The following is a 23,867-nucleotide window of genomic DNA, read 5'->3' on the forward strand; positions in this document are numbered from 1 at the left end:
TTGTTCGCAAAGGCCATCCTTGGCCAACCGCTGGCCCTCTGGTGCCAGCGGGGTATCCGTTTACTGGGCAAAGCTCATGTTGACCGGTGCGGCAGGCAGCTCGGGGCGAGGCAGGTCGGTGGTGGGAACGTCCTTGCCCACCGTCTCGAGCCTGAAATCCTCGGCCTGCACTTCGCCTTTTTTCTCGAGCAGGAAACCGAACGCGATGTCGGTGGCATCGGCCGGAACGTCCAGCACGATGCTGTAATCCTTCCAGTCGTTGTCGCCGTGCAGGGCGCGAAGCTCCATGTTGTCGAAGCCGAGGATGCGGCGATCCGGGCCATCCACGCGCATCCACAGGCCGGTCTTGTAGGCGTCCTTGCTGCGGAGGAAACCGGAGAGCCGCACCCGCTTGCCGCGATAGGCGTCCGCCTTGATGGTCTGCATCAGCGAGCCGAAGCCGTTGTTGTCCTTGATCGATCGAATGAATGCGGCATTGCCGCCAGGCTGGCGCGTGCTCGGCTGTGAACCGATGGCATAGCTGTCCTGTGCCGGCCCATTGATGAACCAGCCCTTGGGAGCCGCGGCGTGCGCGACACCCATGGCCAGGCAACCAAGCAACGCTATAAATGCGAGACCTTTCTTCATGAGGCACATCTCCTGTGGGTTACAGTCTTCCATCGGTCGGCGAGGTGTCGACCATCAGGTATTGCTGGGTGGTGGATGCACCCGGCGTGACATCCATGCGTTGCAGATAGGCACGCGTTGATACGTCCCTAAGCCCTGGCACCGGCGATTCACCCTCCGCGACAGTCACCGGGCGGGCACGCATGGCATACAGCGCGAGGGAAAGCACGACTGCCGCCGCGGTGGCAGTGACCAGCCGGACGCTCCAGGCCGTCACCCGTCGACGCCTTGCGGCGCGTTCGGCCAGCGCCAGGACAAGGCCGTCGACACGCGGCGTCGTGCGCTCCCGCGCACCCTGCCGATAGAGCGCGACGAGGTCATCCAGCGACTCGTCATTCATCGCCAGCCCTCCAACGCTTCGCGCAGACGACGCTGGGCGTAACGCAGACGGCTTTTGACGGTTTCGCGGGACACGCCTGTGACGGAGGCAATGTCTTCAAGACCGAGTCCGGCCTCCGCCCTCAGCAGGAACGCCTCCCTTTGCGGCAACGGCAGTTGCTGTACGGCGGCCTGCAAGGCGTCGCGCAAAGCGTCGTTGTGCAGATGGCACTCGGGCGTGTGGTGCACGGCATGGCCATGCCGTTCCAACACCTCCGGCTCATCGCTGTCCACCGCGTGCTGCCCATCGGGTGCATGCCGGGTCAATGCCCGCCAGCGGTCAGCCGCACGCCGGTGGGCCATCGAAAACAACCAGGCGGCAAAGGCATGGCCGGGACGATAGCCATCCTTGCTGCGGATCACCGAGATCCACGCCTCCTGGAATACCTCTTCCGCTTCACTGGGGCTGTTGGCCAGGCGCAACGCGTAGCGATGCAGCTTGTCGCGGTAACGCAGGTAGAGCACGCGGAAAGCCGCGGCATCGCCTTGCTGGTAGCGCCCCATGCAGTCTTCGTCGGGCAACGTGCTCAGGGGCGATAGCGCAGCGGCATCGACCTGTGGTTGTCCCTGCCAGGCTGTTTGCTGCTGGAGAAAAGCCAGGGCGTTGGCGAACGCCTCGGACACATCAACCGACATTGTTGGAGCACAGCGCATGGAGCCCAGTCCCTAGGGTGTTACCTCCATATTCGCCGGATTTCCCCTCATGGGGTTAAACCGCCGGCTCACTCCCTCGCCGCCAGCGTCTGGTTCACCCGCAACGCCAGCAGCGTGCACGCCACGCCCGAGAGCAGGTAGACGCTGACCGCCACCAGCCCGAAGCGCGCGGACAGGCCCAGCGCCACCAGCGGGGCGAAGGCAGCGCCGATCAGCCACGCGAAGTCGGTGGTGAGTGCGGCGCCCGCGTAGCGAAAGCGGCTTTCGAAATTGGAGGTGACGCTGCCCGCGGCCTGGCCGTAGGACAGGCCCAGACCGCCGAAGCCCAGGATGATGAAGGCGTCCTGCCCCAGCGTTCCGCCGCCCAGCAGCCACGGCGTGATCAACGCGAAAATGGCGATCAGCGCGGCCATGGTGCCCAGCGTGGTGCGCCGGCCGATGCGGTCCGCCAGCAGGCCCGACACGATCATGCCCAGGATGCAGGCGAACGCGCCGATGATTTCAGCCACCAGCACCGCATTCACCGATTGGGTGGAGCCCAGCACGATCCACGACAGCGGGAAGATGGTTACCAGGTGGAACAGCGCATAGCTGGCCAGTGCCGCGAAAGCACCGATGAAGATGTTGTAGCCCTGCGTGCGCAGCAGCTCGACGATGCCGATGGGTTCCAGCTCGCGCTCTTCCATGGCCACGGTGTATTCCTCGGTCACCACCAGGCGCAGGCGCGCGAACAGCGCCACCACGTTGATGGCAAAGGCGACGAAGAACGGATAGCGCCAGCCCCAGTCGATGAAGTCCTCCTGGCTGAGGCTGGCGTGCAGGAACAGGAACAGGGCGCCGGCCACCATGAAGCCGATCGGCGCGCTGAGCTGGCCCAGCATGGCATACCAGCCGCGTTTCGCCGGCGGCGTGTTGAGCGCCAGCAACGAGGGCAGGCCATCCCAGGAACCGCCAAGCGCAAGGCCCTGCAGTATTCGGAACAGGATCAGCAACGCGATCGACCAGGCACCGATGACCTTGTAGCTCGGCAGGAAGGCCATGCCGGCAGTGGCGCTGCCCAGCAGGAACAGCGCGATGGTGAGCTTGGTGCCGCGGCTCCAGCGTCGCTGGAAACCCACGAACAACGCGGTGCCCAACGGGCGCGCGATGAAGGCCAGTGAAAAGATCGTGAAAGCCAGCAGCATCCCATCGAGCTGGCTGGCGAACGGAAACAGCACGGCGGGAAACACCAGCACGCAGGAAATACCGAACACGAAGAAGTCGAAGTGTTCGGAGGTGCGGCCGATGATGACGCCGATGGCGATCTCGCCGGGCGCCACCTTCGCATGGCTCTGCAACCGCCCGATGTCCTCTACCGTGGTGCCGTCCGGCCTGCCGTGTTCCTGGTACGTGCTTGACATAGTCGTTACTCGGAAAGAGGGAGGATGGCGCGGCCGCAGTCTGGCACCGCCACGCCTCTCGCGTCATGGGAAAAATTTACCTGTTCCTGTGGAGCGCCGTTTGGCGTACCGTTTTCACCATCCCGCTTGTGGGTTGCGTCGTCGGACATGTCTATGAAGGCTTTCCGTGGACTGCTGTTAGCTGCCGCCACCCTGCTCTCGGGTTGCCAGACCGTGCTCATGTCGCCATCGGGCGACCTGGCGCTGCAGCAGCGCAATTTGATCATCACCTCAACGCTGCTCATGCTGCTCATCATCGTACCGGTGATCGTGCTGACGCTAGTGTTTGCCTGGCATTTTCGCGCTTCGAACAAGAAAGCCGCCTACGATCCCGAGTGGGACCACTCCACCGTGCTGGAGCTGCTGATCTGGTCGGCGCCGCTGCTGATCATCATCGCACTCGGCGCGGTCACCTGGGTCAGCACGCACAAGCTCGACCCCTACCGTCCACTCGATCGCCTCTCGGCGGGCCATCCGGTGCCTGCCGATGCCAAGCCGCTGACCGTCAACGTGGTCGCGCTCGACTGGAAGTGGCTGTTCATATACCCCGAGCAAGGCATTGCCACCGTGAACGAGCTGGCCGCGCCGGTCGACCGGCCGATCCGCTTCCAGATTACGGCCACCTCGGTGATGAACTCGTTCTTCATCCCCGCGCTGGCCGGCCAGATCTACGCCATGCCCGGCATGCAGACCACGCTGCAGGCGGTGATCAACCAGCCGGGCGACTTCCAGGGCTTCTCGGCCAACTACAGCGGCCAGGGTTTCTCGGGCATGCACTTCGTGTTCCACGGCATGCACGAGGATGCGTTCAAGCAATGGGTGGCGCAGGCCAAGGCCAGCGGCGGCGACCTCAGCCGTGAGGCCTATGTGAAGCTGGCGCTGCCCAGCGAGAACGATCCGGTGCGCTACTACGCCACGGTGGAGCCGGGCCTTTACCAGGCCATCCTCACCCATTGCGTGCAACCGGACAGTCCTTCATGCATGACCCAGATGAAGGCGCCAGGCGATGACAACGCTGGCGCCATGCATTCCGGTAACGCTGCCGCGGGCATGGCCGACATGCGTGCGGCCCGCCCCTCGTCCGATTGATCCCCTTGCGCCCCGGTGTCCACGATGCTTGCCCATCCCGACCTTACCAAGCTGATCTTCGGCCGCCTCACCCTGGACGCGCTGCCCTTGCACGTGCCCATCGTGCTGGGCACCTTCGCCGTGGTGGCCCTCGGCGGCCTAGTGCTGCTGGGCGCCATTACCTACTTCAAGCTGTGGGGCTATCTGTGGCGCGAGTGGTTCACCAGCATCGACCACAAGAAGATCGGCATCATGTACATGATCCTGGGCTTCGTGATGCTGCTGCGCGGCTTCGCCGACGCCATCATGATGCGCGCCCAGCAGGCCATCTCCTTCGGCGACAACGCGGGCTACCTGCCGCCCGAGCACTATGACCAGATTTTCACCGCGCACGGCGTGATCATGATTTTCTTCGTCGCCATGCCGATGGTGACGGGCATGATGAACTTCGTGATGCCGCTGCAGATCGGCGCGCGCGACGTGGCGTTTCCGTTCCTCAACAACTTCAGTTTCTGGATGACCGTGGCCGGCGCCATGCTGGTGATGGCCTCGCTGTTCATCGGCGAGTTCGCGCGCACCGGCTGGCTGGCCTATCCGCCGTTGTCCGATATCGCCTCCAGCCCCGACGCGGGCGTGGACTACTACATCTGGGCGCTGCAGATAGCGGGCGTGGGGACGCTCCTGTCGGGTATCAACCTGCTGGTCACCATCGTGAAGATGCGCGCGCCCGGCATGACGCTGATGAAGATGCCGGTGTTCACCTGGACGGCGCTGTGCACCAATGTGCTGATCGTGGCGGCCTTCCCGGTGCTGACCGCGGTGCTGGCCCTGCTGGCGCTGGACCGCTACGCGGGCACCAACTTCTTCACCACCGAGCTTGGCGGCAACGCCATGATGTACGTGAACCTGATCTGGATCTGGGGCCACCCGGAGGTGTACATCCTGGTGCTGCCGGTATTCGGCATCTTCTCCGAGGTCACCGCCACCTTCAGCCGCAAGCCGCTGTTCGGCTATACCTCGATGGTGTACGCCACGGTGGTGATCACCGTGCTGTCGTACCTGGTGTGGCTGCACCACTTCTTCACCATGGGCTCGGGCGCCAGCGTCAATTCGTTCTTCGGCATCACCACCATGATCATCTCGATCCCCACCGGCGCGAAGATCTTCAACTGGCTGTTCACCATGTATCGCGGCCGGGTGGAGTTCGAGGTGCCGATGATGTGGACGGTGGCCTTCATGGTCACCTTCGTGATCGGCGGCATGACCGGCGTGCTGCTGGCGGTGCCGCCGGCGGACTTCTCGCTGCACAACAGCCTGTTCCTGATTGCGCACTTCCACAACGTGATCATCGGCGGCGTGCTGTTTGGCCTGTTCGCCGGCATCACCTACTGGTTCCCCAAGGCGTTCGGCTTCAAGCTCGATCCGTTCTGGGGCAAGTGCGCGTTCTGGTTCTGGGTGGTGGGTTTCTATTTCGCCTTCATGCCGCTGTACCTGCTGGGCCTGATGGGGGTGACGCGACGCCTGAGCCATTTCACCGACCCGGCGCTGCAGATCTGGTTCCAGCTGGCCGCGTTCGGCGCGCTGCTGATCCTGCTGGGCATCGCCTGCATGATCATCCAGTTCGCGGTGAGCATCCGCCGCCGCGAGGCGCTGCGCGATGTCACCGGCGACCCATGGAACGGGCGCACGCTGGAATGGTCCACCTCGTCGCCGCCGCCGAAGTACAACTTCGCCTTCACCCCGCTGGTGCACGACCATGACGCGTGGTGGATGATGAAGAAGTACCACTACCGGCGTCCGCTGGACGGCTTCGTGCCCATCCACATGCCGATGAATACCGGCGCGGGCATCATCCTGGCGGGCCTGAGTTTCGTGTTCGGCTTCGCCATGATCTGGTACATGTGGCCGCTGGCCATCGTGTCCTTCGCCGGCATCCTGGTGGTGGCGATAGCGCACACCTTCAACTATCACCGCGATTACTACCTGTCGGCGGACGAAGTGCGCCGTGTCGAGGCATCCCGTACGGAGCTGCTGGCGAGCCATGTCTGACTTATCCTCCACCGTCCTCCCGGGCAACGCCTCCGCGCCGCCGCTGACCTTCTACGACACCGCGGAGAGCCACCCGCCCAACGGCACCCTGCTGGGCTTCTGGGTGTACCTGATGAGCGACTGCCTCATCTTCGCGTGCCTGTTCGCGGTGTACGGCGTGCTGGGGCGCGAGTATGCCGGCGGCCCCACCGGTGCGCAGGTGCTGGAGCTGCCCGCGGTGGCGGTGAACACCTCGCTGCTGCTGCTTTCCTCCATCACCTACGGCTTCGCCGTGCTGGAGATGCAGCGCGACCGCCAGCGCCCGATGATGCTGTGGCTCACCATCACCGGTTTGCTGGGCGCGGGCTTCATCACGCTGGAACTGCGCGAGTTCGCCCACCTGATCTCGATCGGCGCCGGGCCGCAGCGCAGCGCCTTCCTGTCCTCGTTCTTCACCCTGGTGGGCACGCACGGCCTGCACGTGACCTGCGGCATCATCTGGCTGATCGTGCTGATGACGCAGGTGGCGAAGAAGGGCCTGATTCCCGCCAACAAGCGCCGGCTGATGTGCCTGTCGATGTTCTGGCACTTCCTGGACGTGGTGTGGGTGGGTGTCTTCAGCTTTGTCTATCTGATGGGAGTGCTGCCATGAGCGCGCACGACGAACTGCAGCACGCCCACGACGATGGCCACGGTCACGACGACCTGGGCATCCATGCCACCTTCGGTGGCTACATGACCGGCTTCGTGCTGGCGGTGGTGCTGACGGTGATCCCGTTCTGGCTGGTGATGGGGCACGTGATTGCCAAGTCCAGCACGGCGGCGGTGGTGATCCTGGCGCTTGCCGCGGTGCAGATCGTGGTGCACATGATCTACTTCCTGCACATGAACGCGAAATCCGAAGGCGGCTGGAACATGCTGGCGCTGGTGTTTACCATCGTGCTGGTTGTCATCACGCTCAGCGGATCGATCTGGATCATGTATCACCTCAACAGCAACATGATGCCGTCGATGATGGATCCGGCGAACCTGCCTTGACGCGTACTTCCATCGACGCGAGTCATCCATGAGTTTTATCGAAGAACCGGGCCGCCCGCCGCGCGGCCCCGTGGCACTGGCCCTGTTCGCCCTGCTGGGTCTGGTGCTGTTTTCCGGCTTCATCGCGCTGGGTACCTGGCAGGTGTATCGCCTGGCGTGGAAGCGCGAGCTGATCGCACGCGTGGACCAGCGCGTGCATGCCGCGCCGGTCGCCGCGCCCGGGCCGGCGGCGTGGGCCAGCGTGACGGCTGCATCGTCCGAGTATCGGCATGTACGCTTGCAGGGACACTTTCTGTACGACCGCCAGACCCCGGTGTGGGCGGCCACGGATTTCGGCAGCGGCTACTGGGTGCTGACCCCGCTGCGGCAGGCGGACGGCTCCATCGTGCTGGTCAATCGCGGCTTCGCGCCCACCGACTGGTGCGGCCTGAAGGGCCAGTGCGCGGCGGGCCCGGACGGCGAGGTCACGGTGACGGGCCTGCTGCGCATCAGCGAGCCGGCCGGCGTTTTCCGTCGCAACGATCCCGCACGCAACAGCTGGTACACGCGCGATGTGCCGGCCATCGCCAGTGCGCGGGGACTGCGCGATGTCGCTCCCTACTTCGTCGACGAGGACGCCGCCCCCGGCACGCCGGATGCCGCCCACCCCGCCTGGCCGCAGGGTGGGCTGACCGTGATCGCCTTCCCCAACAATCACCTCAGCTACCTGATCACCTGGTATCTGTTGGCGTTGATGGTGCTGGCAGCGGCGGTCTACGTGGGGCGTGACGAGTACCGGTTGCGCCAACAGGCCCGAAGGCGTCGGTAGGAGCGCATGGGGTTGGGGGCTGGCCGCTACCTGGACAGGAACGACTTGCCCTGCTTCAGCACCGTGCCGCAGACCTTGGTGGTGATCTGCGATTTCATGTCGCTGGAACCGCCACCGACGCTGGACAGATCCATGCTCTTGCCGTCGCTGCCCTGCAGGATGCCCTTCGCGCCACTGAGGTAGCCCGAATCGCTGGTGGGATCACCGCCGCCGCCGGACTTCTTCTTGCCGGTCAGCTCACCCAGCATGTCGCTGCCGCCCGAGCCATGGTCGGCGCTGCTGGTGGACGAGCTGCCCATCTTGCCCAGCAACTGATCCTTGATGCCTGAAGCACCCGAGTCGCCGCCGAGGTAGTTGTTCTTTACGCAATAGTCCAGCAGCCCGGCCACATTGCCCATACTGCCGGACGACATGGAGCCGCCGCCGGGGATCATACCGCCGAGCTTGCCCAGGTCCTGCGCGCCCGCCGTGCCACAGGCGAGGCCAAGAACCGCGGCCAGACAGGCAATGGTGGTACCACTGATGCGCTTGTTCATGTGCTTCCCTCCGTCAGGTCCGCGCATTCAACACCCAGCTTCGTCACGGCTGCGTCAGCGCGGCCGGAGCCTGCGCGTTCCCTCGTATTGGCCCGGCGCGCCTACAATCGGCGTCACGCGCCAACCCGGCACCTTGAACCCACGGAAGCAATGCGATGAAGCGATATGTGGCCTTTGCGGCCCTCACGGCCCTCCTGGCCGGTTGCACCAGCACGCAGACCCTGCGCGACTCCAAGCCGACTGCCGTCTACGAAGGCGGGGGCACGGCCGAGGATGTCGCCACCTGCGTCAATGCCGCCTGGTCGAGCAAGCCCGTGCACCTTTCGACGATCGTGCTCTACTCCGGCACCACCATCGAACTGCGCGAAACCGAGGGCGGCCCCGTCGTCGCCCTGGTCGATATCAAGCCCGTGGGCGCCAAGACCGTGGCCACCTATTACTCGCAGTTCAGCACGGACGACACCTGGTACTTCGACCATGTCGAGAGCTGCATGGATGCCACGCCGGCGGGTTGATCCCGCCGCCGACGCCAAACCGTTTCAACGGAGGGTGGCCGCATCGCGGCCGCCCTTCAGTCCAGCGTGCCAGCGCCCAGTTTGTCATCCACCAGATGGCTTGCTGCCGCCTGCATGGCCAGCGCCAACCCACGCACCACATCGCCCTGCGCCATGCTCGGCGCCTGCGCGAAGCGCACGGCCTGAACCGGCAAATAGGGGATATGGATAAAGCCGGCGCGCACGCCTTGGCGCTGCACCGCCAGGTGCAGCATCAGGTAGGCGATGTGATTGCATACAAAGGTGCCGGCGGTGTTGGACACTTCCACCGGCAACCCATCGGCCTGCAGCGCGGAGAACATGGCCTTGATCGGCAAGGTGCTGAAGTACGCGGCCGGACCACCGGCGATCACCGCCTCATCGATGGGCTGCGCACCGGCGTTATCGGGAATGCGCGCGTCCTGCACATTGATCGCCACCCGCTCGATCGATAGCCGGCTACGGCCACCGGCCTGGCCCACGCCGAGCATGATCGTCGGCTCGACCTCACGCACCGCTTGCTCCAGCGCGCGGCGTGAATCGTCGAACGCCGTGGGCAACAGATGCGCAACGACCTGATGCCCGGCGATGCTCCTGCCATGCAACTCGTGCACGGCTTCCCATGAGGGGTTGATGTCTTCATTGCCGAACGGGGTGAAGCCCGTCAACAGGATGCGCGGCGTCTTGCTCATGACCATGCCTTGTTCAACGAAATACCAGCAACCACATCATCACTACGGTCACGCTGAAAATACCCACCGCGCTCCACCACTGCGCGCGGATCACCCCATAGGGATTGCGCAGCTCCAGCAGGGCAGCGGGCACCAGGTTGTAGTCGGCGGCCATCGGCGTCACCAGGGTGCCGCAATAGCCGCACAACATGCCCATGGAGCCGAGAATCGCCGGGTTGGCACCGTACTGCTTGACCAGCAGCGGCAGGCCGATGCCGGCCATCATCACCGGGAACGCCGCGAACGCGTTGCCCATGATCACGGTGAACAACACCATGCCCAACGCGAACACCAGCAGGCAGGCGAGGGCGCTGCCGCTGGGCAGGATGGCATTGGCCAGGGCCGCAATGGCCGCGCCCACGCCACTTTGCGTAAACACCTCGCCCAGCGCCGCGAGCAGCAGGGGCAGCAAAGCCGCCCAGCCGATGGCATCGAGCAGGCGCCGCCCCTCGCCCAGGCCCTGATGCACGGGCACGCGGGCGACGCGCGAGGCGGCAAACAGCGCGACGACGCAAGCCACCACCAGCCCGGTCAAGGTCATCTGTGGCGTGGCAAATACGGCATGACCCGCAATGGACAAGTGCGCGCCAAACAAAGCCACCAGCAAGGTGACCAAGGGAATCATCAATGCCGGCACGAACAATTTGTGGCCCAGCCGTGTCGCCGATTGCAGGCGCCGCTCGGTATCGCCGGTTTCGGCCTGCGGGTGACGGTGCAGGCGAGGCGCGAGCAGGGCCAGCGCGATCACCGCGCCTCCGGCCACCTGCGCCGGCAGCACGTTACCCGCCGCCTGTTGCGCCAGCACGTAATCGCCACCACCGAACAAGGCGCCGAGCAACAGCCAGAACGCTCCCCGCCAAACCTGGCCTTCGCGCAGATTGCGCCCGCCGGTGTACACCAGAAATGCGGCGATCAGCCAATAGCCGTACTGGATGCGCAACATGCTCAGCCCACCCGCAAGCGCGCGGCGCGCCGCTGAAGCCGCCGCTGATAAAGCCAGATACGCAGCGACTGGATCACGAAAGCGGCAATCGCGGTCGGCAGCGCCCACAGTGCAATCGACAACGGCGTGAGATCGATGCCGTGCTGCGCATAGAAGCTCTGGATCAGCAGCACCGCACCCAGCGCGATAAACACGTCTTCACCGAAGAAACGCCCCACGTTATCGGTGGCGGCCGCCACGGCGCGCAGTTCATCGCGATCAGCGTCATCCATCGTCGGCAGAATTCGCTCCACCGCAGCTTCGCCCATCGGCGCCAGCAACGGGCGCACCGTCTGCGGCGCACCGGCGACGCCGGTGAGGCCGAACATCGCCAGCACCTGACGCACCAGCAGATAGCCCACCAGCAGGCGGGCCAGCGTCATGCCGTGCAATTGAGTCATCCAGCGCTGCGCGTGTTCTCGCAACCCCGCATGTTCGAGCAGACCAATGGCGGGCAAGGTAAGCACGAACATCAGCAGCATGCGGCTGGAGACGAAACTCTTGCCCAACAGTGCAAGCAAGGCTGGTACGGGCAGCCCCGCCAGCAACCCACTGACCAGGGCGGCACACACCACCACCGGCACCGGATTGAAACGCAAGGCAAAGCCCACCACGATCACCGCGACGCCGAGCAAGGGCCAATAGTTCATGCGCTGACACCGGTAGTAGGCGAGGCGGCGACGACAATGCCGGCAGCGTTGAGTGCGGCGCGCAGATTACGCGCGAAGGCCACCGCGTGGGCGCCATCGCCATGCACGCACAAGGTATCGGCCTGAAGTTCCACGATATCGCCATCCACCGCGCGCACCCGGCCCTCACGCACCATCGCCATCGCCTGCGCAATGGCCTCATCGTTCTCGGTAATCACCGCGTCTGGTTCGCGACGCGGCTGCAGCGAGCCGTCACTGCGATAGCGCCGATCCGCAAACGCCTCGGCTGCCACGGGCAGACCGGCAGCGCGACCCGCATCCACCAGTGCGGAACCGGCCAGCCCCACCAGGCGCAGGAGCGGATCGAAATCGCGGACGGCGCTGGCAATCGCCTCGGCAAGCCGGCCATCACGCGCCGCCATGTTGTACAGCGCGCCGTGCGGCTTCACGTGCCGCACGCGCGACCCCGCTGCGTGGGCGAAAGCGTGCAGCGCACCGATCTGGTACAGCGTCATCGCGTAGGCTTCGTTGGGCGTCACCGCCATCTCGCGACGACCGAACCCCTGCAGGTCGGGCAGCGATACATGGGCGCCGATGGCCACCCCATGCGCCACCGCCAGGGCCACCGTGCGACGCATGATGTCCGGATCGCCGGCATGGAAGCCGCAGGCGATATTGGCCGAACTGACCACGGCGAGCAGCGCGGCATCGTCGCCCATGCGCCACGCGCCAAAGGACTCGCCCAGGTCGCTGTTGAGATCGATGGTCTTGGAAACGTCGGACGTCATGCGGATTCCAGTCGTCGTTCAATGCGGTCCAGCAGTCGCTGCAGGCGCAGGCGACGACGCGCCAGCCGTTGCGTCGCCTCCGCCAGCGTGGTTTCGCGGAAGCTTATGGTATCGCCGGGCCGTCGCTGCGCCAGTCGCGCCAGATCCACCGCGGCAAGCTGGCCGATGCGGGGATAGCCACCGGTCACCGGCGCCTCCGCCTGCAGCAGGATCGGCTGGCCCGCGGGCGGCAGCTGCAAGGTTCCCGGCACGGTCGCTTCGGAAACCAGTTCAAGCGGCCGGCGCAAGTTCAAGCGATGGCCATCCAGCCGGCTGGCGGTGCGATTGCTGTCCTTGCTGATGGCGAAAGTGTTTTCGAACAAGGCGCGTTGCGATGCATCATCCAGCTGATGGAAATGGTGGCCGCGCAGCAACGCCAGCGGCGCGCGCCCGTAGTCGAACCAGGGTTGCGGATCGAGCCCCCAGCGCAGCAGTTGCGGCACCTCGATGGTCGCCAAGCCCGGCAAGGGTGCGCCATCGCCGATCGCAAGACGGTCGCCCGCCTGCAAGGCCCGGCCACCGAAGGGGCCCATGCGCGCGTGCAGGTCGGTGCTGCGGCTGCCGAGCACGGGCGCCAAGGCAAACCCGCCCCGCACGGCGAGATATCCCCGGCAACCGTCACGCATGCCGCCCAGTTGCAGCACGCTGCCGGCGGGCACGATGCAACCGGTCCAGCCGGGCAGGGCTTGCTGGCCGACGCGCGCGTCGGTGATTGCACCCGTCAGCGCGATCATCGTGGTCCGCTCGAAGCGCAGCGTCGGTCCGACCAGCGTGAACTCCAGCGCCGCTTCATCCGGCCCATTGCCCACCAGGGCATTGGCCAGTCGCCACGCGGGCCAGTCCATCACCCCCGCGCGCCCCACGCCCAACGCCGCGTGACCGGGGCGGCCACCATCCTGCAACGTGGTCAGCAGGCCGGGCTTCAACACCGTGAGGCTCATCGGCGTGACTCCGCCGCTGCCAGCCGCTGGTATTCGTCCGGGTCGATCGCGCGGAATCGCACGCCATCGCCCGGCCGCAGCAACGACGGCGACGCCGCAGCGAGATCGAACAACACCCGTGGCGTGCGACCGATCAACTGCCAGCCGCCGGGCAGCGCCTGCGGATAGATGCCCGTCTGGATGCCACCGATCGCCACGCTGCCTGCCGGCACGCTGAGGCGCGGATCGCCCCTGCGCGGCACCGCCAGCGCCGGATCGAGGCCCAGCAGATAGGGGAAGCCCGGCGCAAAGCCCAGCATCGCCACGCGATAGCGCGCGGCGCTGTGGCGAGCTATCACTTGCGCCACGGACAACCCCGTATGCGCGGCGACGTCATCGAGATCGGGCCCCGCGACGCCGCCATATAGCACCGGGATATCCACCTCGCGCGTGCCGTGCACCGTCTCCGGCCCATCCTGCAAGGCTGCCAGTACCGCCTCGTGCAGACGCCGATGGGACGACAGCGGGTCGCCATCGCTCCACTGCGCCAGATCGAAGCGCAGCAGCAAACTGGCATAGGCCGGCACACACTCGATGCCTGCCAGCCGCTCCTGCAGGCGCGCTGCCGCGGCATGTACCCGCGCATTGATCGACAGCTCCATCGCCTCGCCGAACCGCAGCAGCAAGGCATCCTCCGCCAGGGGCTCCATCTGCAAAGCTGGCCACATCGGGATCACGCTACCCCACCATCCTCAACGCCACATCCATCTACCAGGGAACTCTACAGCGACGACGCTGGAAGCAGGGATGCGGCATCCCTTCCGCCTCATGAAGGTCAATCGTCGCCGACGGTATGGGGATGCCTGAGCGAGGCTTCGAGGGCGTGCGTCATCGGGACCGCAATGTCATTCTGGCCCACCAGCACGGGCTAGGCATTATCGAAACTACTATCGCGCCATGGCGGCGACGCTCTCCTTGAAAACGCTTGGCAAACCGGCTTCCGGCTCGCCCAGCGCCATGCCGGCATTGGCCGCGGATGCCATGGTGGAGCAAGGCGAGCAACGCCAGGGTCGCTCGACTACTTCGCGTTCTTCTTTTCCTGCTTCGCGGCCTTTTTTTCTTTCATGGTTTTGGCCGGCTTTTTCTTTTCGCTTTTCTTTGAATCCATACCCTTGCTCATGTCGCTTCCCTCATGATGGTTAAAGTCAGCTCCCTTTTACTCCGGAAGCCGCACCAGGTTACGTCGTTTGACACGGCGCCGCTTGGGAAACCGGCCCGGTATCGAAGACGGGTAGCCGATGATTCGGCGCAGCGCGGGAACGCGCCGCGGTTATGGCCACGGCCACCGCATCGAACTTTGAATCCCAATCCGTTGAGCGGGCGAGTGCCTGCATCATTTGGCGGACATCCTTGCCGTGGATTCTTTACGCGTTCTATATGGCCGGCCGCTCCCGCCATATCGCTTCTTTATGGAACGGCACCGCACAATGACCCGGTGAGGACGTTTACCAGACGCCTGTCTTGGGAGTAGCGCGTGCGGAACATCTGGCTGATTGCAATGGCTTTGCTCTTCCTGGTCTCGGTATCGGAGCTTGTCGTTGGCGGCAACGATCATGTGAGCGTCTGGCGCGGCCTGGCACTGAGCTCGATATACGCCGGTTTCTGCCTTACCCAGCGACGGCTATTCACGCCGGCATCGCGACGGGCCGTCAGATCGCTACGGCATCGCCAACTTATCGACTGACCATTCCGGACGACCGCGTCCGCGCAGCGCGGCTCGATGAAACCCCAAGGAGGTTCGGAAGGCTTGCAGCTGGGGGCCGCAAGCCGGGTGTGCGGGCAGCAACCTGAGCTTGCGGCTCCGGCTGCAAACCTTCCGGACCTCCATCGCTGAAACAGCATCCGCTATCGGTGGGATAGCGGATGCTGCGGTCCTTCCGGTTCGGCCGCGATCAGAAGTGATAGGTGCCGGTGACGCTGACCACATCGCCCGAATCGTCGAAGTAGCCGTTCATCGTGCCCGCGCCAAGGATCGGCGAGTTGGTCAGATTGATCGACGTATGGCCGACGAACTGGTGCTGGTAGCCCAGGTCGAAACTGAGATGGTCGGAGGCCTTGTAGCCAAAGCCGACGCCCAGCAATTTGCGGGCGCCGTCGGGCACTCGCGGATCGCGGCTGATGATGTTGGAGGGCGTCTCGTCATAACCGATGCCGCCGTGCAGCGTCCATCGATCGGTCAACTTGTAGTCGCCGCCGATGGCGTACAGAAAGCTGTCCTTATAGTCCTCCGGCAACGCCACCAGCTGCTGACCATTGGAGACCAGGATCAGGTTCTTGAAGCTGGACCAGTTGGTCCATTTGGCGGAGGCCGCGATCGAAAGGCGATCGGAGAACACATGCAGCCAGTCCACGCTGGCATAGGCCGGCGTGTTGAGCGCGGCGGTGGCATCGCCGCCAGCGGGATTGATGCTCGGCAGGCTGGGGTCGAGCACCGGCGCCAGCGCCAGCAGGGATTTGCCGGCCGCGCTGCCGTAGAGGTCGTAGACACCGCTCAGGTTCTGCTGCACGCGTGAGTGGTAGCTGAGGCCAAGCGTGTCCTGCTGGGTCGGCTTGAACACGAAGCCGCCGAAATAGCCGAAGGCGAACTTCTTCTTCACGTTGACGTTGAGCCGCACATCGTTCTGCTGCGGCGGCAGCGGCAGGCCAAACAGCGCCTTGGCGGCACCATTGGGGTCAAGCACGGTATTGAGCTGCGCATTGGTGCGCTGGCCCATCACACCCAGGCCCACCGAGAACTCGTCGTTGACCTTGAACGACGCCGACAGACTCGCCGCCACCGCTTGCAGCTTGGTCTCGGTACCGAAATAGCGGCCCTGCCACGAATTGTTGTACTTGCTTGTCAGGCCATAGGGCACAGCCAGGCTGCCGCCCAGGACAAAGCGGCTGCTGACCGGCGCCACCCAGGCGAGGTTGGGAAACGGCACGAACTTGCCAAAGCCATTGGGGTTGCTGCCGCTGGTCGGATTGCCATCCACATCCAGGGTCTGCCCGCTGAATTGCGCCTGGGGGCGGATCATGGTGCCGGTGGCCTGCAGCATCGGGCCATCAATGAACGCCATCGCCGCCGGGTTGTTGAATGCCGCCGTGGGATCGTTCGGGAACAGGGAACCACCCGCGTTCGCGCGGGCCCAGCCGGCGGCGTTGTCGGTGGGCAACTGGAAGGATCCCGCGAAAACGGCCGTGGGCAGCGTCAACGCGGATACCACGGCCAGTGCGATGGCAGTGCGGACGCCATGACGGGACATGCGGGGCTTGTAGTCGTGCTTCATGTTCGCTTTCTCTCCATTCTGACGACGGAAAACAACGGTGATGCAAGGTACTTCAAGATGCTTTACCGGACTCACGCTATCGCGCGCACATCTCACCCAACACCGGTCGACTCCCGTGGATACGGATGAGTATGTTGACTGAGAGTAACCCCAAGCGGACGCGACTACCTGCTGCAGTGCCGCATGGATGGCGGCGCCGATTCGCTGGAGGGACAAGGACCAAGCCCGCCGCCATGCCTGCGCGTGCGTCCGCCATCCTCCACGCTCGCTCAGCGCAAGGCACCCGGAGGAAAGTGCACGATCCACGCGATGATGACGCCATAGCCAAGCGCTGCCAGCAGCACGCAGGCAAGCACCGTGATCACCAGGCGCAGAATGCCTTTGGTCACAAACAAGGTTCGGTTCATGGCGACACTCCAAAGCCCCAACTGCCAACGGCATTCCCGATCCGTTCGCGTGATTCTGCATGCTGCACGTACCTGAGCGGCATGGTCGAGCCTGACTGCTACGGAAGGCTGGACGCCCTCCGCAACCGCTCATTGCTTGCCAACGCCATGCCCTGATAGGTTGCGACCACCCACCCCCAGGCAGGAGTCCGAATGAACGCGTCGTCCCCGGCAGTCCATGAAGATCGTATCGCCCGGCTTGAACGTTCACTGCGACGCACGCAGTGGAGCGTACTTGGCTTGTTGATCCTGGTGGTGGCGCTGGCGCTCGCCTGGTATGGCATCGGCGGCGTGGCGCAACGGGAGATCGTGACGAAACGTATCGCCGTGGTGGACGACACCGGCGCCATCCGCATCCGTATCGGAGAAGACCAGAAGGATACCCAGCGCGCCAGTCGCGCGGCTGGCGTGGTCTTGTACGACACGACCGGCCATGAGCGCGGCGGCATGGCGACCATGGCTAACGGCCGGGTTGCGTTCGGCCTGGATGCGCCGAACATCGCTGCGGGTCAGGCATCCGACCGTGTCGGCATGATGGTCGATGCCAAGGGCCACGTGCTGTTCGCCGTGGCTGACAACCAGGGCACGCCCGCCGTGCTGGTGAAGTCGTCCGATGTGGGCGGCACGCTGCAGGTGCTCGAAGCCTCGCCGGATCAGAAGCAGATCCAGGTGCGCACGCTGGGCGTCAAGGGCGATACGCAGTCCACCATGGGCGGCGGCTGACACACCGGCCCTGCGCCACCCGGCGCAGGGCTCTCACACGGACATCAGGCGCCCGCGCGCAACGCCGCGGCCTCGCGTGCCAGCAGCTCGATGCCGGCCCAGTCGCCGCCATGCAGCTTGTCGGCAGGGGTAAGCCACGAACCGCCCACGCACACCACGTTGGGCAGCGAGAGGAAATCCGGCGCGCTGGCCAGGCTGATGCCGCCGGTGGGGCAGAAGCGGATCTGCGGCAGCGGGCTGGCCCAGGCGCCGAGCAGCTTGTGGCCACCGGCAGGCACGGCCGGGAAGAACTTCAAATGGTGATAGCCGCGCTCCAGCAGGGTCATCGCCTCGCCAGCGGTGGCCACACCCGGCAGCAGCGGCAGCTCGCTGTCGTCGGCGGCATCAAGCAGGCCCGGCGACACGCCGGGCGACACGGCGAAACGCGCACCGGCCTTGTGCGCGGCGCGCAGGTCCTTGGCGCTGAGCACCGTGCCCACGCCCACGACCGCGCCTTCGACTTCCTCGGCGATGGCGCGAATCGCGTCCAGCGCGGCAGGCGTACGCAGGGTGACTTCGATGGCGGGAATGCCGCCGGCCACCAGCGCGCGCGCCATCGGCACGGCGGCGCGCGCGTCTTCGATGATGACCACCGGCACCACCGGCGCCAGGCGCAGGGTGGATTCGATCAGCTTCTGTTTTTGTTCGATGCTCATGGCGTTCCGTGGATTCGATGGCAGTGAGGTAGGGCGTTTCAGAACACGCCAGCGCCGAGGTCGGCGGTGGTGGCGTTCTGCCGGAACAAGCCGAACAGTTCGCGGCCCATGCCGAACTGATGGGCGGAAAGGTCCGCGGAGGCCGGCACGCGCGCGGCAAATTCGTCGGGCTCGACCAGCACATCCAGGCGTCCGTGCACGGCGTCGAGGCGCACCATGTCGCCGTCGCGGATGCGCGTGATGGCGCCGTTCGCCTGGGCTTCCGGCGTGACGTGGATGGCGGCCGGCACGCGTCCGGAGGCACCGGACATGCGCCCATCGGTAAGCAGCGCGATGCGATGGCCGCGATCCTGCAACACGGCCAGGGTGGGCGTGAGCTTGTGCAGTTCCGGCATGCCGATGGCCTGCGGCCCCTGGAAGCGCACCACCGCGACAAAGTCGCGGTTGAGGTCGCCGCGCTCGAACGCCTTGCGCACCTCGTCCTGGTCGTGGAACACGATGGCGGGCGCTTCGATCACCAGGCGGTCTTCCGGCACCGAGGACACCTTGATCACCGCGCGGCCCAGGTTGCCGCTCAGCATGCGCAGGCCGCCGTCGGCGCGGAACGGCTCGGCCACCCCACGCAACACGCCGCGATTGCCGCTTTCCTTGGACACCGGCTTCCACACCAGCCGGCCATCGGCGTCCAGCTGCGGCACCTGCGTATAGCCGTCCATACCGGTACCGAACACGGTGCGCACGTCGCCGTGCAGCAAGCCGTGGCCGAGCAGCTGGTCGATCAGGAAACCCATGCCGCCGGCTTCGTGGAACTGATTCACGTCGGCGTAGCCGTTCGGATACACGCGCGCCAGCAGCGGAACCACCGACGACAGCGCATCGAAATCATCCCAGCGCAGTTCGATGCCGGCGGCGCGCGCGATGGCGACCAGATGCAGCAGATGATTGGTGGAGCCGCCCGTGGCATGCAGGCCGATCACGCCGTTGACGATGGCGCGCTCGTCGACGATGTGGCCCAGCGGCAGGTGCGAGCTGCCCGGCGCGCTCAGCTCGGCCACGCGCAACACGGCCTCGCGAGTGAGGGCATCGCGCAGCGGCGTATCCGGCGCGACGAAGCTGGCGCCCGGCAGGTGCAGGCCCATGATCTCCATCAGCATCTGGTTGGAATTGGCGGTGCCGTAGAACGTGCAGGTACCGGCCGCGTGATAGGACGCCGCCTCGGCTTCCAGCAGCTCGGCCTTGGTCGCCTTGCCCTCGGCATAGGCCTGGCGAACTTTCGACTTCTGCTCGTTGCTGATGCCGCTGGGCATCGGGCCGCTGGGCACGAACACGCCCGGCAGATGGCCAAAGCTCAGCGCGCCGATCAACAGGCCGGGCACGATCTTGTCGCAGATGCCCAGGTACAGCGCGGCATCGAACATGTCATGCGACAACGACACGGCGGTGGCCATGGCGATGAGGTCGCGCGAGAACAGCGACAGCTCCATGCCGGCACGGCCCTGGGTGATGCCATCGCACATCGCCGGCACGCCACCGGCCATCTGCGCGGTGATGCCGGCCTCGCGCGCCACATTGCGGATCAGCTCGGGATACCGCTCGTATGGCTGGTGCGCCGAGAGCATGTCGTTATACGCATTGATGATGCCGAGGTTGGGCGTATGACCTTCGCGCAGGCGCTCCTTGTCCTGCGGGCCGCAGGCGGCGAAGCCATGGGCGAGGTTGCCGCAGGAAAGCCGCTCGCGATGCACGCCGTTGCCACGCGCGGCGTCGATGCGGCGCAGATAGGCCTCGCGCGAATCGCGGCTGCGCTCGCGCAGGCGCTCGGTGACCTCGACGATAACGGGGTGAAGCACACTCATGATCGAACTCCGGAAAAGTCATGCGGCGCGCGACATGGCGCGCCATCCATACGGGGGCGGCGCCGATGCCTTACGGGCACCAGTACACGGCCACCGGCACGCGCGGCTGGGTAAGCACGGCGCGCACAGGGAAATTGGCGGCCTCGCCCAGGCCCAGCCGGGCGTCGGCCAGCAACTGGCGCTTGGCCTCGCCCTCGATATGCAGGTACAGCGCCCGCGTATCGAGCAGGGCGGACAGCGTGAAGGTGATGCGCGGCTCGCCCGCACCCGCGGCGCGCATGGGCAGCACGCGTACCGTGCCGTTGATGTCCAGCGCCTCGGACAGGCGATCGCCCCCGGGGAAGAACGAAGCGGTGTGGCCGTCGTTGCCCATGCCGAGCACCACGGCATCGAACGGCAACGGCAGTGCCGCCATGCGCGCGCGCACCACGGCCAGCCCGGCCTCGGGCGTGGGCGCATCGGCGTACAGCGGAACGAACTGCGCGGCGGAGGCGGCGTGCTGCAGCAGCAGCGCCTTCACCATGCCGGCGTTGGAGCGTTCGTTGGTTTCAGGCACCCAGCGCTCATCGACCAGGGTGACCTGCACCTTCGACCAGTCCAGCACTTCGCGCGACAGGCGTTCGAAGAAATGACGCGGCGTGCTGCCGCCGGAAACCGCCAGCAGGGCAGCGCCACGTTCGGCGATGCCTTCGCGCAGGCGCTCGGCCACGCGCTCGGCCAGGGCCACGGCCAGTGCCTGGCAGTCGGTAAAGCTATGGGTCGTGACGTTCAAGATGGGCGACATGATGAGAGTGGAACAAGGCGGCACGGCGGACACACGCGCGGCAAGGGAGACGGGGACAGGGCGCAGTGTAGGCGAGGCATCGCGATGCACGGGTGAAGCGTCCGTGCATCGCCGTGGAAGGCTTGCCAGCGTGGCTTAATCACCACTTTCCTCGTTCCAGGTGCGGCCGTCGCGCTCGATCAGCGCCACCGCCGCACTCGGACCCCAGGTACCGGCCGTGTAGGGACGCGGCTGTTCGCCGCTGGCGGCCCAGGCGTCAAGAATGGGATCAGCCCAGCGCCATGCCGCCTCCACTTCGTCGCGGCGCATGAACAGCGTGGGATTGCCGCGCACCACGTCGAGCAACAGGCGCTCGTAGGCATCGGGCTGCTGCACGCCGAACGCTTCGGCGAAACTCATGTCCAGCGGCACGTGGCGCAGGCGCAGGCCGCCAGGGCCCGGGTGCTTGATGGTGAGCCACAGCTTGATGTCCTCGTCCGGCTGCAGGCGCAGCACCAGGCGGTTCTGCGCCAGCACGCCCGCCGAGGCGTCGAAGATGGAATGCGGCACGGCCTTGAACACCACCGCGATCTCGGACACGCGCTCCGGCAGGCGCTTGCCCGTGCGCAGGTAGAACGGCACGCCGGCCCAGCGCCAGTTGGCGATCTCGGCCTTCAAGGCCACGAAGGTCTCGGTATTGGACTTGCCGCCGGCGAGTTCTTCCAGATAACCCGGCACGCTCTGGCCTTCGGCAGCGCCGGCGCGGTACTGGCCGCGCACGGTCATCTGCGCGGCATTGCTTTCGTCGATGGGCTTGAGCGAACGCAGCACCTTGAGCTTCTCGTCGCGCACCGCATCGGGCTGCAGCGAGGAGGGCGGCTCCATCGCCACCATGCACAGCAGCTGCAGGATATGGTTCTGCACCATGTCGCGCAGGGCGCCGGCGTGGTCGTAATAGCCCGCGCGCTGGCCCACGCCCAGCGTTTCGGCCACGGTGATCTGCACGTGGTCGATATGCTCGGCATTCCACAGCGGCTCGAACAGCGCATTGCCGAAGCGCAATGCCAGCAGGTTCTGCACCGTTTCCTTGCCGAGGTAATGGTCGATGCGGAAGGTCTGCGATTCGTCGAAGACGCGACCCACCGCATCGTTGATCCGGTTGGCGCTGGCCAGGTCGCGGCCGATCGGCTTCTCCAGCACCACCCGCGCCTTGCCCTGGTTGAGCCCGTGCCCGCCGAGGCGATCGCAGATGTCGACGAACAATTCGGGCGAGGTGGAGAGATAGAACACGCGGACGTGGTCGGGCTGCTCGCCGATCAGCTTGGCGAATTCGTCCCAGCCTTCGTCCTTGCGCGCGTCGAGCGAGCGATAGGCCACCTGGCGCAGGAAGGCATCGATCCTGGCCGCATCGCCGCCGCCTTCCAGCAACGCCTTGCGCAACATGGCGCGGTAGCCGTCGTCATCCAGCCCTTCGCGGGCGATGCCGATGATGCGGCTGGCCTCGGGAATCTGTCCGTCGATGAAGCGGTGGTACAGGGCGGGCAGCAGCTTGCGTACGGCGAGGTCGCCGGTTCCGCCGAAGATCACCAGGTCGAAGGGCTCGACCGGCTGGGGAGAAGCAATCACTTCAGTCACCTCAAGGCGATGCGGGGAGTGACACGTGGCATGCATACCACGTGCAATGCCTGTTGATCGTACCAGTGACATACCAGACAACACCAGTTCCCCGGAGCCTCTTCGGCAAGCCGCCTGGCACATGGATTGGCGCGTGAAATTGGTACCACCGAAAAATCGCGCCAGAACGCCCGATTGCCAGACTGGTATGGTCATTGGTATCTTTCTCGTATGGAAACCGCCCTCGTCAACGAATACCGCCGGCTCAGCCGCGACCCGGCCACCAGCCAGCCATTGGCCTATCTGCGCCTGCGCCGGGCGATCCGCAACGTGGTCGAGCACCGCGATATCGAACCGGGCCAGGCGCTGCCGAGCGAGCGCGATCTCTCGCGCCTGTTGCAGCTGTCGCGGGTAACCGTGCGCAAGGCCATCGCCGGCCTGGTCGAGGAGGGCTTGCTCAACCAGCGCCATGGTGCGGGCACCTTCGTGGCCGAGCGCATCATCAAGCCGATGTCGCGGCTCACCAGCTTTACCGAGGACCTGCGCGCGCGCGGCCTCAATCCGCGCTCGGAATTCTTCGAGCGTGGCGTGGGCGAGGTGACCCCGGAAGAATCGATGGCGCTCAACCTCTCGCCCGGCGTGCTGGTTGCCCGCCTGCACCGTGTGCGCTACGCCAAGGACGAACCGCTGGCGATCGAACGCAGCGTGGTGCCAGCCAGCATCCTGCCCGACCCGCTGGTGGTGCACGATTCGCTGTACGAGGTGCTGGAACAGCTGGGCAGTCGTCCACGCCGCGCATTGCAGCGCCTGCGCGCGGTATCGCTGGGTGCGCAGCAGGCGCGTCTGCTGCACGTGCCGGTGGGTAGCGCGGGGCTCAATATCGAGCGGCGCAGTTTTCTCGATGATGGCCGCGTGGTGGAGTTCACGACTTCGTGGTATCGCGGCGATATCTACGATTTTGTGGCTGAGTTGCAGACTGATTGATCGTCTTGGTTCTTTAGTTTGCTGGGGCTTTTTGCATTCACCCAACGTGATCGCCAGGGTGCCGCCAACGCAAGGATGACGACCAGAGAACGGGCACCAGTCACCCCGACGACACCTTCCACCACCGACTTACGGCACATTCGCCGGCCCCCATTTGCGTGCATAAAGACTGCGGCTGGCGCACGCCTCCATCGCGCGC

General features: G+C 65.6%; 25 protein-coding genes. 8 read left to right on the forward strand and 17 right to left on the reverse strand.

Translation table 11 applies throughout. From position 1 onward, the window contains the following. Nucleotides 1-60: 60 nt before the first annotated feature. The 4 genes from MJ606_RS05440 to MJ606_RS05455 all read right to left on the reverse strand — a co-directional run bounded on the left by MJ606_RS05440 (nt 61) and on the right by MJ606_RS05455 (nt 3,098). Entirely contained in the window at nt 61-627 is a 567-nt protein-coding gene (locus tag MJ606_RS05440) for a hypothetical protein (protein ID WP_243048371.1), read from the reverse strand. Between the two features lie 19 nt (nt 628-646). Further along, nucleotides 647-1,006 carry a hypothetical protein gene (locus MJ606_RS05445; RefSeq protein ID WP_243048372.1) on the reverse strand — a complete coding sequence of 120 codons (360 nt, stop codon included), beginning with the start codon at nt 1,004-1,006 and terminating at the stop codon, nt 647-649. Continuing rightward, complete coding sequence (locus MJ606_RS05450; protein ID WP_243048373.1) at nt 1,003-1,680, reverse strand: sigma-70 family RNA polymerase sigma factor; 678 nt, start codon at nt 1,678-1,680, stop codon at nt 1,003-1,005. Before MJ606_RS05450 ends, MJ606_RS05445 begins: the two co-directional genes overlap by 4 nt. An 86-nt stretch (nt 1,681-1,766) precedes the next feature. Beyond that, nucleotides 1,767-3,098 (reverse strand): MFS transporter, encoded by a 1,332-nt coding sequence (locus MJ606_RS05455; RefSeq protein ID WP_243048374.1) that lies wholly within the window; start codon nt 3,096-3,098, stop codon nt 1,767-1,769. Between the two features lie 153 nt (nt 3,099-3,251). Here MJ606_RS05455 and cyoA point away from each other — a divergent pair, with 153 nt between their 5' ends. Genes cyoA through MJ606_RS05480 form a run of 5 tightly spaced genes read left to right on the forward strand, consistent with a single transcriptional unit; the run spans nt 3,252 to nt 8,079 of the window. Beyond that, nucleotides 3,252-4,226 carry a ubiquinol oxidase subunit II gene (cyoA, locus tag MJ606_RS05460; protein ID WP_243048375.1) on the forward strand — a complete coding sequence of 325 codons (975 nt, stop codon included), beginning with the start codon at nt 3,252-3,254 and terminating at the stop codon, nt 4,224-4,226. 54 nt (nt 4,227-4,280) lie between these two features. Further along, nucleotides 4,281-6,254, forward strand: coding sequence for a cytochrome o ubiquinol oxidase subunit I (cyoB, locus tag MJ606_RS05465; RefSeq protein WP_243048599.1), 1,974 nt, complete (start codon nt 4,281-4,283; stop codon nt 6,252-6,254). Continuing rightward, the gene (gene cyoC / locus MJ606_RS05470; RefSeq protein WP_243048376.1) at nt 6,247-6,885 is read left to right on the forward strand and encodes a cytochrome o ubiquinol oxidase subunit III; all 639 of its coding nucleotides are present in this window, start codon (nt 6,247-6,249) and stop codon (nt 6,883-6,885) included. Before cyoB ends, cyoC begins: the two co-directional genes overlap by 8 nt. Then, a complete protein-coding gene (cyoD, locus tag MJ606_RS05475; RefSeq protein ID WP_279236624.1) occupies nt 6,882-7,271 on the forward strand; it encodes a cytochrome o ubiquinol oxidase subunit IV in 390 nt (129 codons plus the stop codon). Before cyoC ends, cyoD begins: the two co-directional genes overlap by 4 nt. Nucleotides 7,272-7,299: 28 nt before the next feature. Then, the gene (locus MJ606_RS05480; protein WP_243048377.1) at nt 7,300-8,079 is read left to right on the forward strand and encodes an SURF1 family protein; all 780 of its coding nucleotides are present in this window, start codon (nt 7,300-7,302) and stop codon (nt 8,077-8,079) included. A gap of 26 nt (nt 8,080-8,105) precedes the next feature. Here the strand turns inward: MJ606_RS05480 and MJ606_RS05485 are convergent, their stop codons facing one another. Beyond that, nucleotides 8,106-8,615 carry a DUF2501 domain-containing protein gene (locus MJ606_RS05485; RefSeq protein WP_243048378.1) on the reverse strand — a complete coding sequence of 170 codons (510 nt, stop codon included), beginning with the start codon at nt 8,613-8,615 and terminating at the stop codon, nt 8,106-8,108. Nucleotides 8,616-8,770: 155 nt separating this feature from the next. Between MJ606_RS05485 and MJ606_RS05490 the strand changes: the two genes are divergently transcribed. Continuing rightward, nucleotides 8,771-9,130, forward strand: a complete 360-nt coding sequence (locus MJ606_RS05490; protein ID WP_243048379.1) for a hypothetical protein — start codon at nt 8,771-8,773, stop codon at nt 9,128-9,130. 56 nt (nt 9,131-9,186) lie between these two features. Here MJ606_RS05490 and pcp read toward each other — a convergent pair whose 3' ends face one another. The 8 genes from pcp to MJ606_RS05530 form a co-directional block, all read right to left on the reverse strand. Continuing rightward, nucleotides 9,187-9,840 carry a pyroglutamyl-peptidase I gene (pcp, locus tag MJ606_RS05495; RefSeq protein WP_243048380.1) on the reverse strand — a complete coding sequence of 218 codons (654 nt, stop codon included), beginning with the start codon at nt 9,838-9,840 and terminating at the stop codon, nt 9,187-9,189. 13 nt (nt 9,841-9,853) lie between these two features. Continuing rightward, on the reverse strand, nt 9,854-10,822 hold the full coding sequence (locus MJ606_RS05500) for a DUF979 family protein (RefSeq protein ID WP_243048381.1): 969 nt from the start codon (nt 10,820-10,822) through the stop codon (nt 9,854-9,856). A gap of 2 nt (nt 10,823-10,824) precedes the next feature. Further along, nucleotides 10,825-11,511, reverse strand: a complete 687-nt coding sequence (locus tag MJ606_RS05505) for a DUF969 domain-containing protein (RefSeq protein ID WP_243048382.1) — start codon at nt 11,509-11,511, stop codon at nt 10,825-10,827. Beyond that, nucleotides 11,508-12,299: a 5-oxoprolinase subunit PxpA gene (locus tag MJ606_RS05510; protein ID WP_243048383.1), complete on the reverse strand. Its 792-nt coding sequence runs from the start codon at nt 12,297-12,299 to the stop codon at nt 11,508-11,510. Before MJ606_RS05510 ends, MJ606_RS05505 begins: the two co-directional genes overlap by 4 nt. Further along, entirely contained in the window at nt 12,296-13,279 is a 984-nt protein-coding gene (locus MJ606_RS05515) for a biotin-dependent carboxyltransferase family protein (RefSeq protein WP_243048384.1), read from the reverse strand. The genes MJ606_RS05510 and MJ606_RS05515 overlap by 4 nt, the downstream gene beginning before the upstream one ends. Continuing rightward, entirely contained in the window at nt 13,276-13,986 is a 711-nt protein-coding gene (gene pxpB, locus MJ606_RS05520; protein WP_243048385.1) for a 5-oxoprolinase subunit PxpB, read from the reverse strand. Before pxpB ends, MJ606_RS05515 begins: the two co-directional genes overlap by 4 nt. Nucleotides 13,987-15,210: 1,224 nt before the next feature. Then, the gene (locus MJ606_RS05525; RefSeq protein ID WP_243048386.1) at nt 15,211-16,587 is read right to left on the reverse strand and encodes an outer membrane protein transport protein; all 1,377 of its coding nucleotides are present in this window, start codon (nt 16,585-16,587) and stop codon (nt 15,211-15,213) included. A gap of 269 nt (nt 16,588-16,856) precedes the next feature. Next, a complete protein-coding gene (locus tag MJ606_RS05530) occupies nt 16,857-16,994 on the reverse strand; it encodes a hypothetical protein (protein ID WP_243048387.1) in 138 nt (45 codons plus the stop codon). A 192-nt stretch (nt 16,995-17,186) separates the two neighbouring features. Here MJ606_RS05530 and MJ606_RS05535 point away from each other — a divergent pair, with 192 nt between their 5' ends. Then, nucleotides 17,187-17,756 (forward strand): hypothetical protein, encoded by a 570-nt coding sequence (locus MJ606_RS05535; RefSeq protein WP_243048388.1) that lies wholly within the window; start codon nt 17,187-17,189, stop codon nt 17,754-17,756. Between the two features lie 44 nt (nt 17,757-17,800). Here MJ606_RS05535 and eda read toward each other — a convergent pair whose 3' ends face one another. The 4 genes from eda to zwf form a co-directional block, all read right to left on the reverse strand. Further along, a complete protein-coding gene (gene eda, locus MJ606_RS05540) occupies nt 17,801-18,451 on the reverse strand; it encodes a bifunctional 4-hydroxy-2-oxoglutarate aldolase/2-dehydro-3-deoxy-phosphogluconate aldolase (protein ID WP_243048389.1) in 651 nt (216 codons plus the stop codon). A 38-nt stretch (nt 18,452-18,489) separates the two neighbouring features. Next, entirely contained in the window at nt 18,490-20,307 is a 1,818-nt protein-coding gene (gene edd / locus MJ606_RS05545; protein ID WP_243048390.1) for a phosphogluconate dehydratase, read from the reverse strand. 70 nt (nt 20,308-20,377) lie between these two features. Beyond that, the gene (gene pgl, locus MJ606_RS05550) at nt 20,378-21,091 is read right to left on the reverse strand and encodes a 6-phosphogluconolactonase (protein WP_243048391.1); all 714 of its coding nucleotides are present in this window, start codon (nt 21,089-21,091) and stop codon (nt 20,378-20,380) included. A gap of 135 nt (nt 21,092-21,226) precedes the next feature. After that, on the reverse strand, nt 21,227-22,696 hold the full coding sequence (zwf, locus tag MJ606_RS05555) for a glucose-6-phosphate dehydrogenase (protein ID WP_243048392.1): 1,470 nt from the start codon (nt 22,694-22,696) through the stop codon (nt 21,227-21,229). 219 nt (nt 22,697-22,915) lie between these two features. On the opposite strand from zwf, the gene MJ606_RS05560 reads away from it, so the two are divergent. Next, nucleotides 22,916-23,668: a GntR family transcriptional regulator gene (locus tag MJ606_RS05560; protein WP_243048393.1), complete on the forward strand. Its 753-nt coding sequence runs from the start codon at nt 22,916-22,918 to the stop codon at nt 23,666-23,668. Nucleotides 23,669-23,867 lie beyond the last annotated feature (199 nt).

It is taken from the genome of Dyella sp. RRB7, assembly GCF_022761115.1.
In the GTDB taxonomy this organism is placed as follows: Bacteria; Pseudomonadota; Gammaproteobacteria; order Xanthomonadales; family Rhodanobacteraceae; genus Dyella.

Coding starts and splice junctions, on each gene's coding strand:
- MJ606_RS05440 (WP_243048371.1), bottom strand. CDS start 627: ATGAAGAAAGGTCTCGCATTTATAGCGTTGCTTGGTTGCCTGGCCATG.
- MJ606_RS05445 (WP_243048372.1), bottom strand. CDS start 1,006: ATGAATGACGAGTCGCTGGATGACCTCGTCGCGCTCTATCGGCAGGGT.
- MJ606_RS05450 (WP_243048373.1), bottom strand. CDS start 1,680: ATGTCGGTTGATGTGTCCGAGGCGTTCGCCAACGCCCTGGCTTTTCTC.
- MJ606_RS05455 (WP_243048374.1), bottom strand. CDS start 3,098: ATGTCAAGCACGTACCAGGAACACGGCAGGCCGGACGGCACCACGGTA.
- cyoA (WP_243048375.1), top strand. CDS start 3,252: ATGAAGGCTTTCCGTGGACTGCTGTTAGCTGCCGCCACCCTGCTCTCG.
- cyoC (WP_243048376.1), top strand. CDS start 6,247: ATGTCTGACTTATCCTCCACCGTCCTCCCGGGCAACGCCTCCGCGCCG.
- cyoD (WP_279236624.1), top strand. CDS start 6,882: ATGAGCGCGCACGACGAACTGCAGCACGCCCACGACGATGGCCACGGT.
- MJ606_RS05480 (WP_243048377.1), top strand. CDS start 7,300: ATGAGTTTTATCGAAGAACCGGGCCGCCCGCCGCGCGGCCCCGTGGCA.
- MJ606_RS05485 (WP_243048378.1), bottom strand. CDS start 8,615: ATGAACAAGCGCATCAGTGGTACCACCATTGCCTGTCTGGCCGCGGTT.
- MJ606_RS05490 (WP_243048379.1), top strand. CDS start 8,771: ATGAAGCGATATGTGGCCTTTGCGGCCCTCACGGCCCTCCTGGCCGGT.
- pcp (WP_243048380.1), bottom strand. CDS start 9,840: ATGAGCAAGACGCCGCGCATCCTGTTGACGGGCTTCACCCCGTTCGGC.
- MJ606_RS05500 (WP_243048381.1), bottom strand. CDS start 10,822: ATGTTGCGCATCCAGTACGGCTATTGGCTGATCGCCGCATTTCTGGTG.
- MJ606_RS05505 (WP_243048382.1), bottom strand. CDS start 11,511: ATGAACTATTGGCCCTTGCTCGGCGTCGCGGTGATCGTGGTGGGCTTT.
- MJ606_RS05510 (WP_243048383.1), bottom strand. CDS start 12,299: ATGACGTCCGACGTTTCCAAGACCATCGATCTCAACAGCGACCTGGGC.
- MJ606_RS05515 (WP_243048384.1), bottom strand. CDS start 13,279: ATGAGCCTCACGGTGTTGAAGCCCGGCCTGCTGACCACGTTGCAGGAT.
- pxpB (WP_243048385.1), bottom strand. CDS start 13,986: ATGTGGCCAGCTTTGCAGATGGAGCCCCTGGCGGAGGATGCCTTGCTG.
- MJ606_RS05525 (WP_243048386.1), bottom strand. CDS start 16,587: ATGAAGCACGACTACAAGCCCCGCATGTCCCGTCATGGCGTCCGCACT.
- MJ606_RS05530 (WP_243048387.1), bottom strand. CDS start 16,994: ATGAACCGAACCTTGTTTGTGACCAAAGGCATTCTGCGCCTGGTGATC.
- MJ606_RS05535 (WP_243048388.1), top strand. CDS start 17,187: ATGAACGCGTCGTCCCCGGCAGTCCATGAAGATCGTATCGCCCGGCTT.
- eda (WP_243048389.1), bottom strand. CDS start 18,451: ATGAGCATCGAACAAAAACAGAAGCTGATCGAATCCACCCTGCGCCTG.
- edd (WP_243048390.1), bottom strand. CDS start 20,307: ATGAGTGTGCTTCACCCCGTTATCGTCGAGGTCACCGAGCGCCTGCGC.
- pgl (WP_243048391.1), bottom strand. CDS start 21,091: ATGTCGCCCATCTTGAACGTCACGACCCATAGCTTTACCGACTGCCAG.
- MJ606_RS05560 (WP_243048393.1), top strand. CDS start 22,916: ATGGAAACCGCCCTCGTCAACGAATACCGCCGGCTCAGCCGCGACCCG.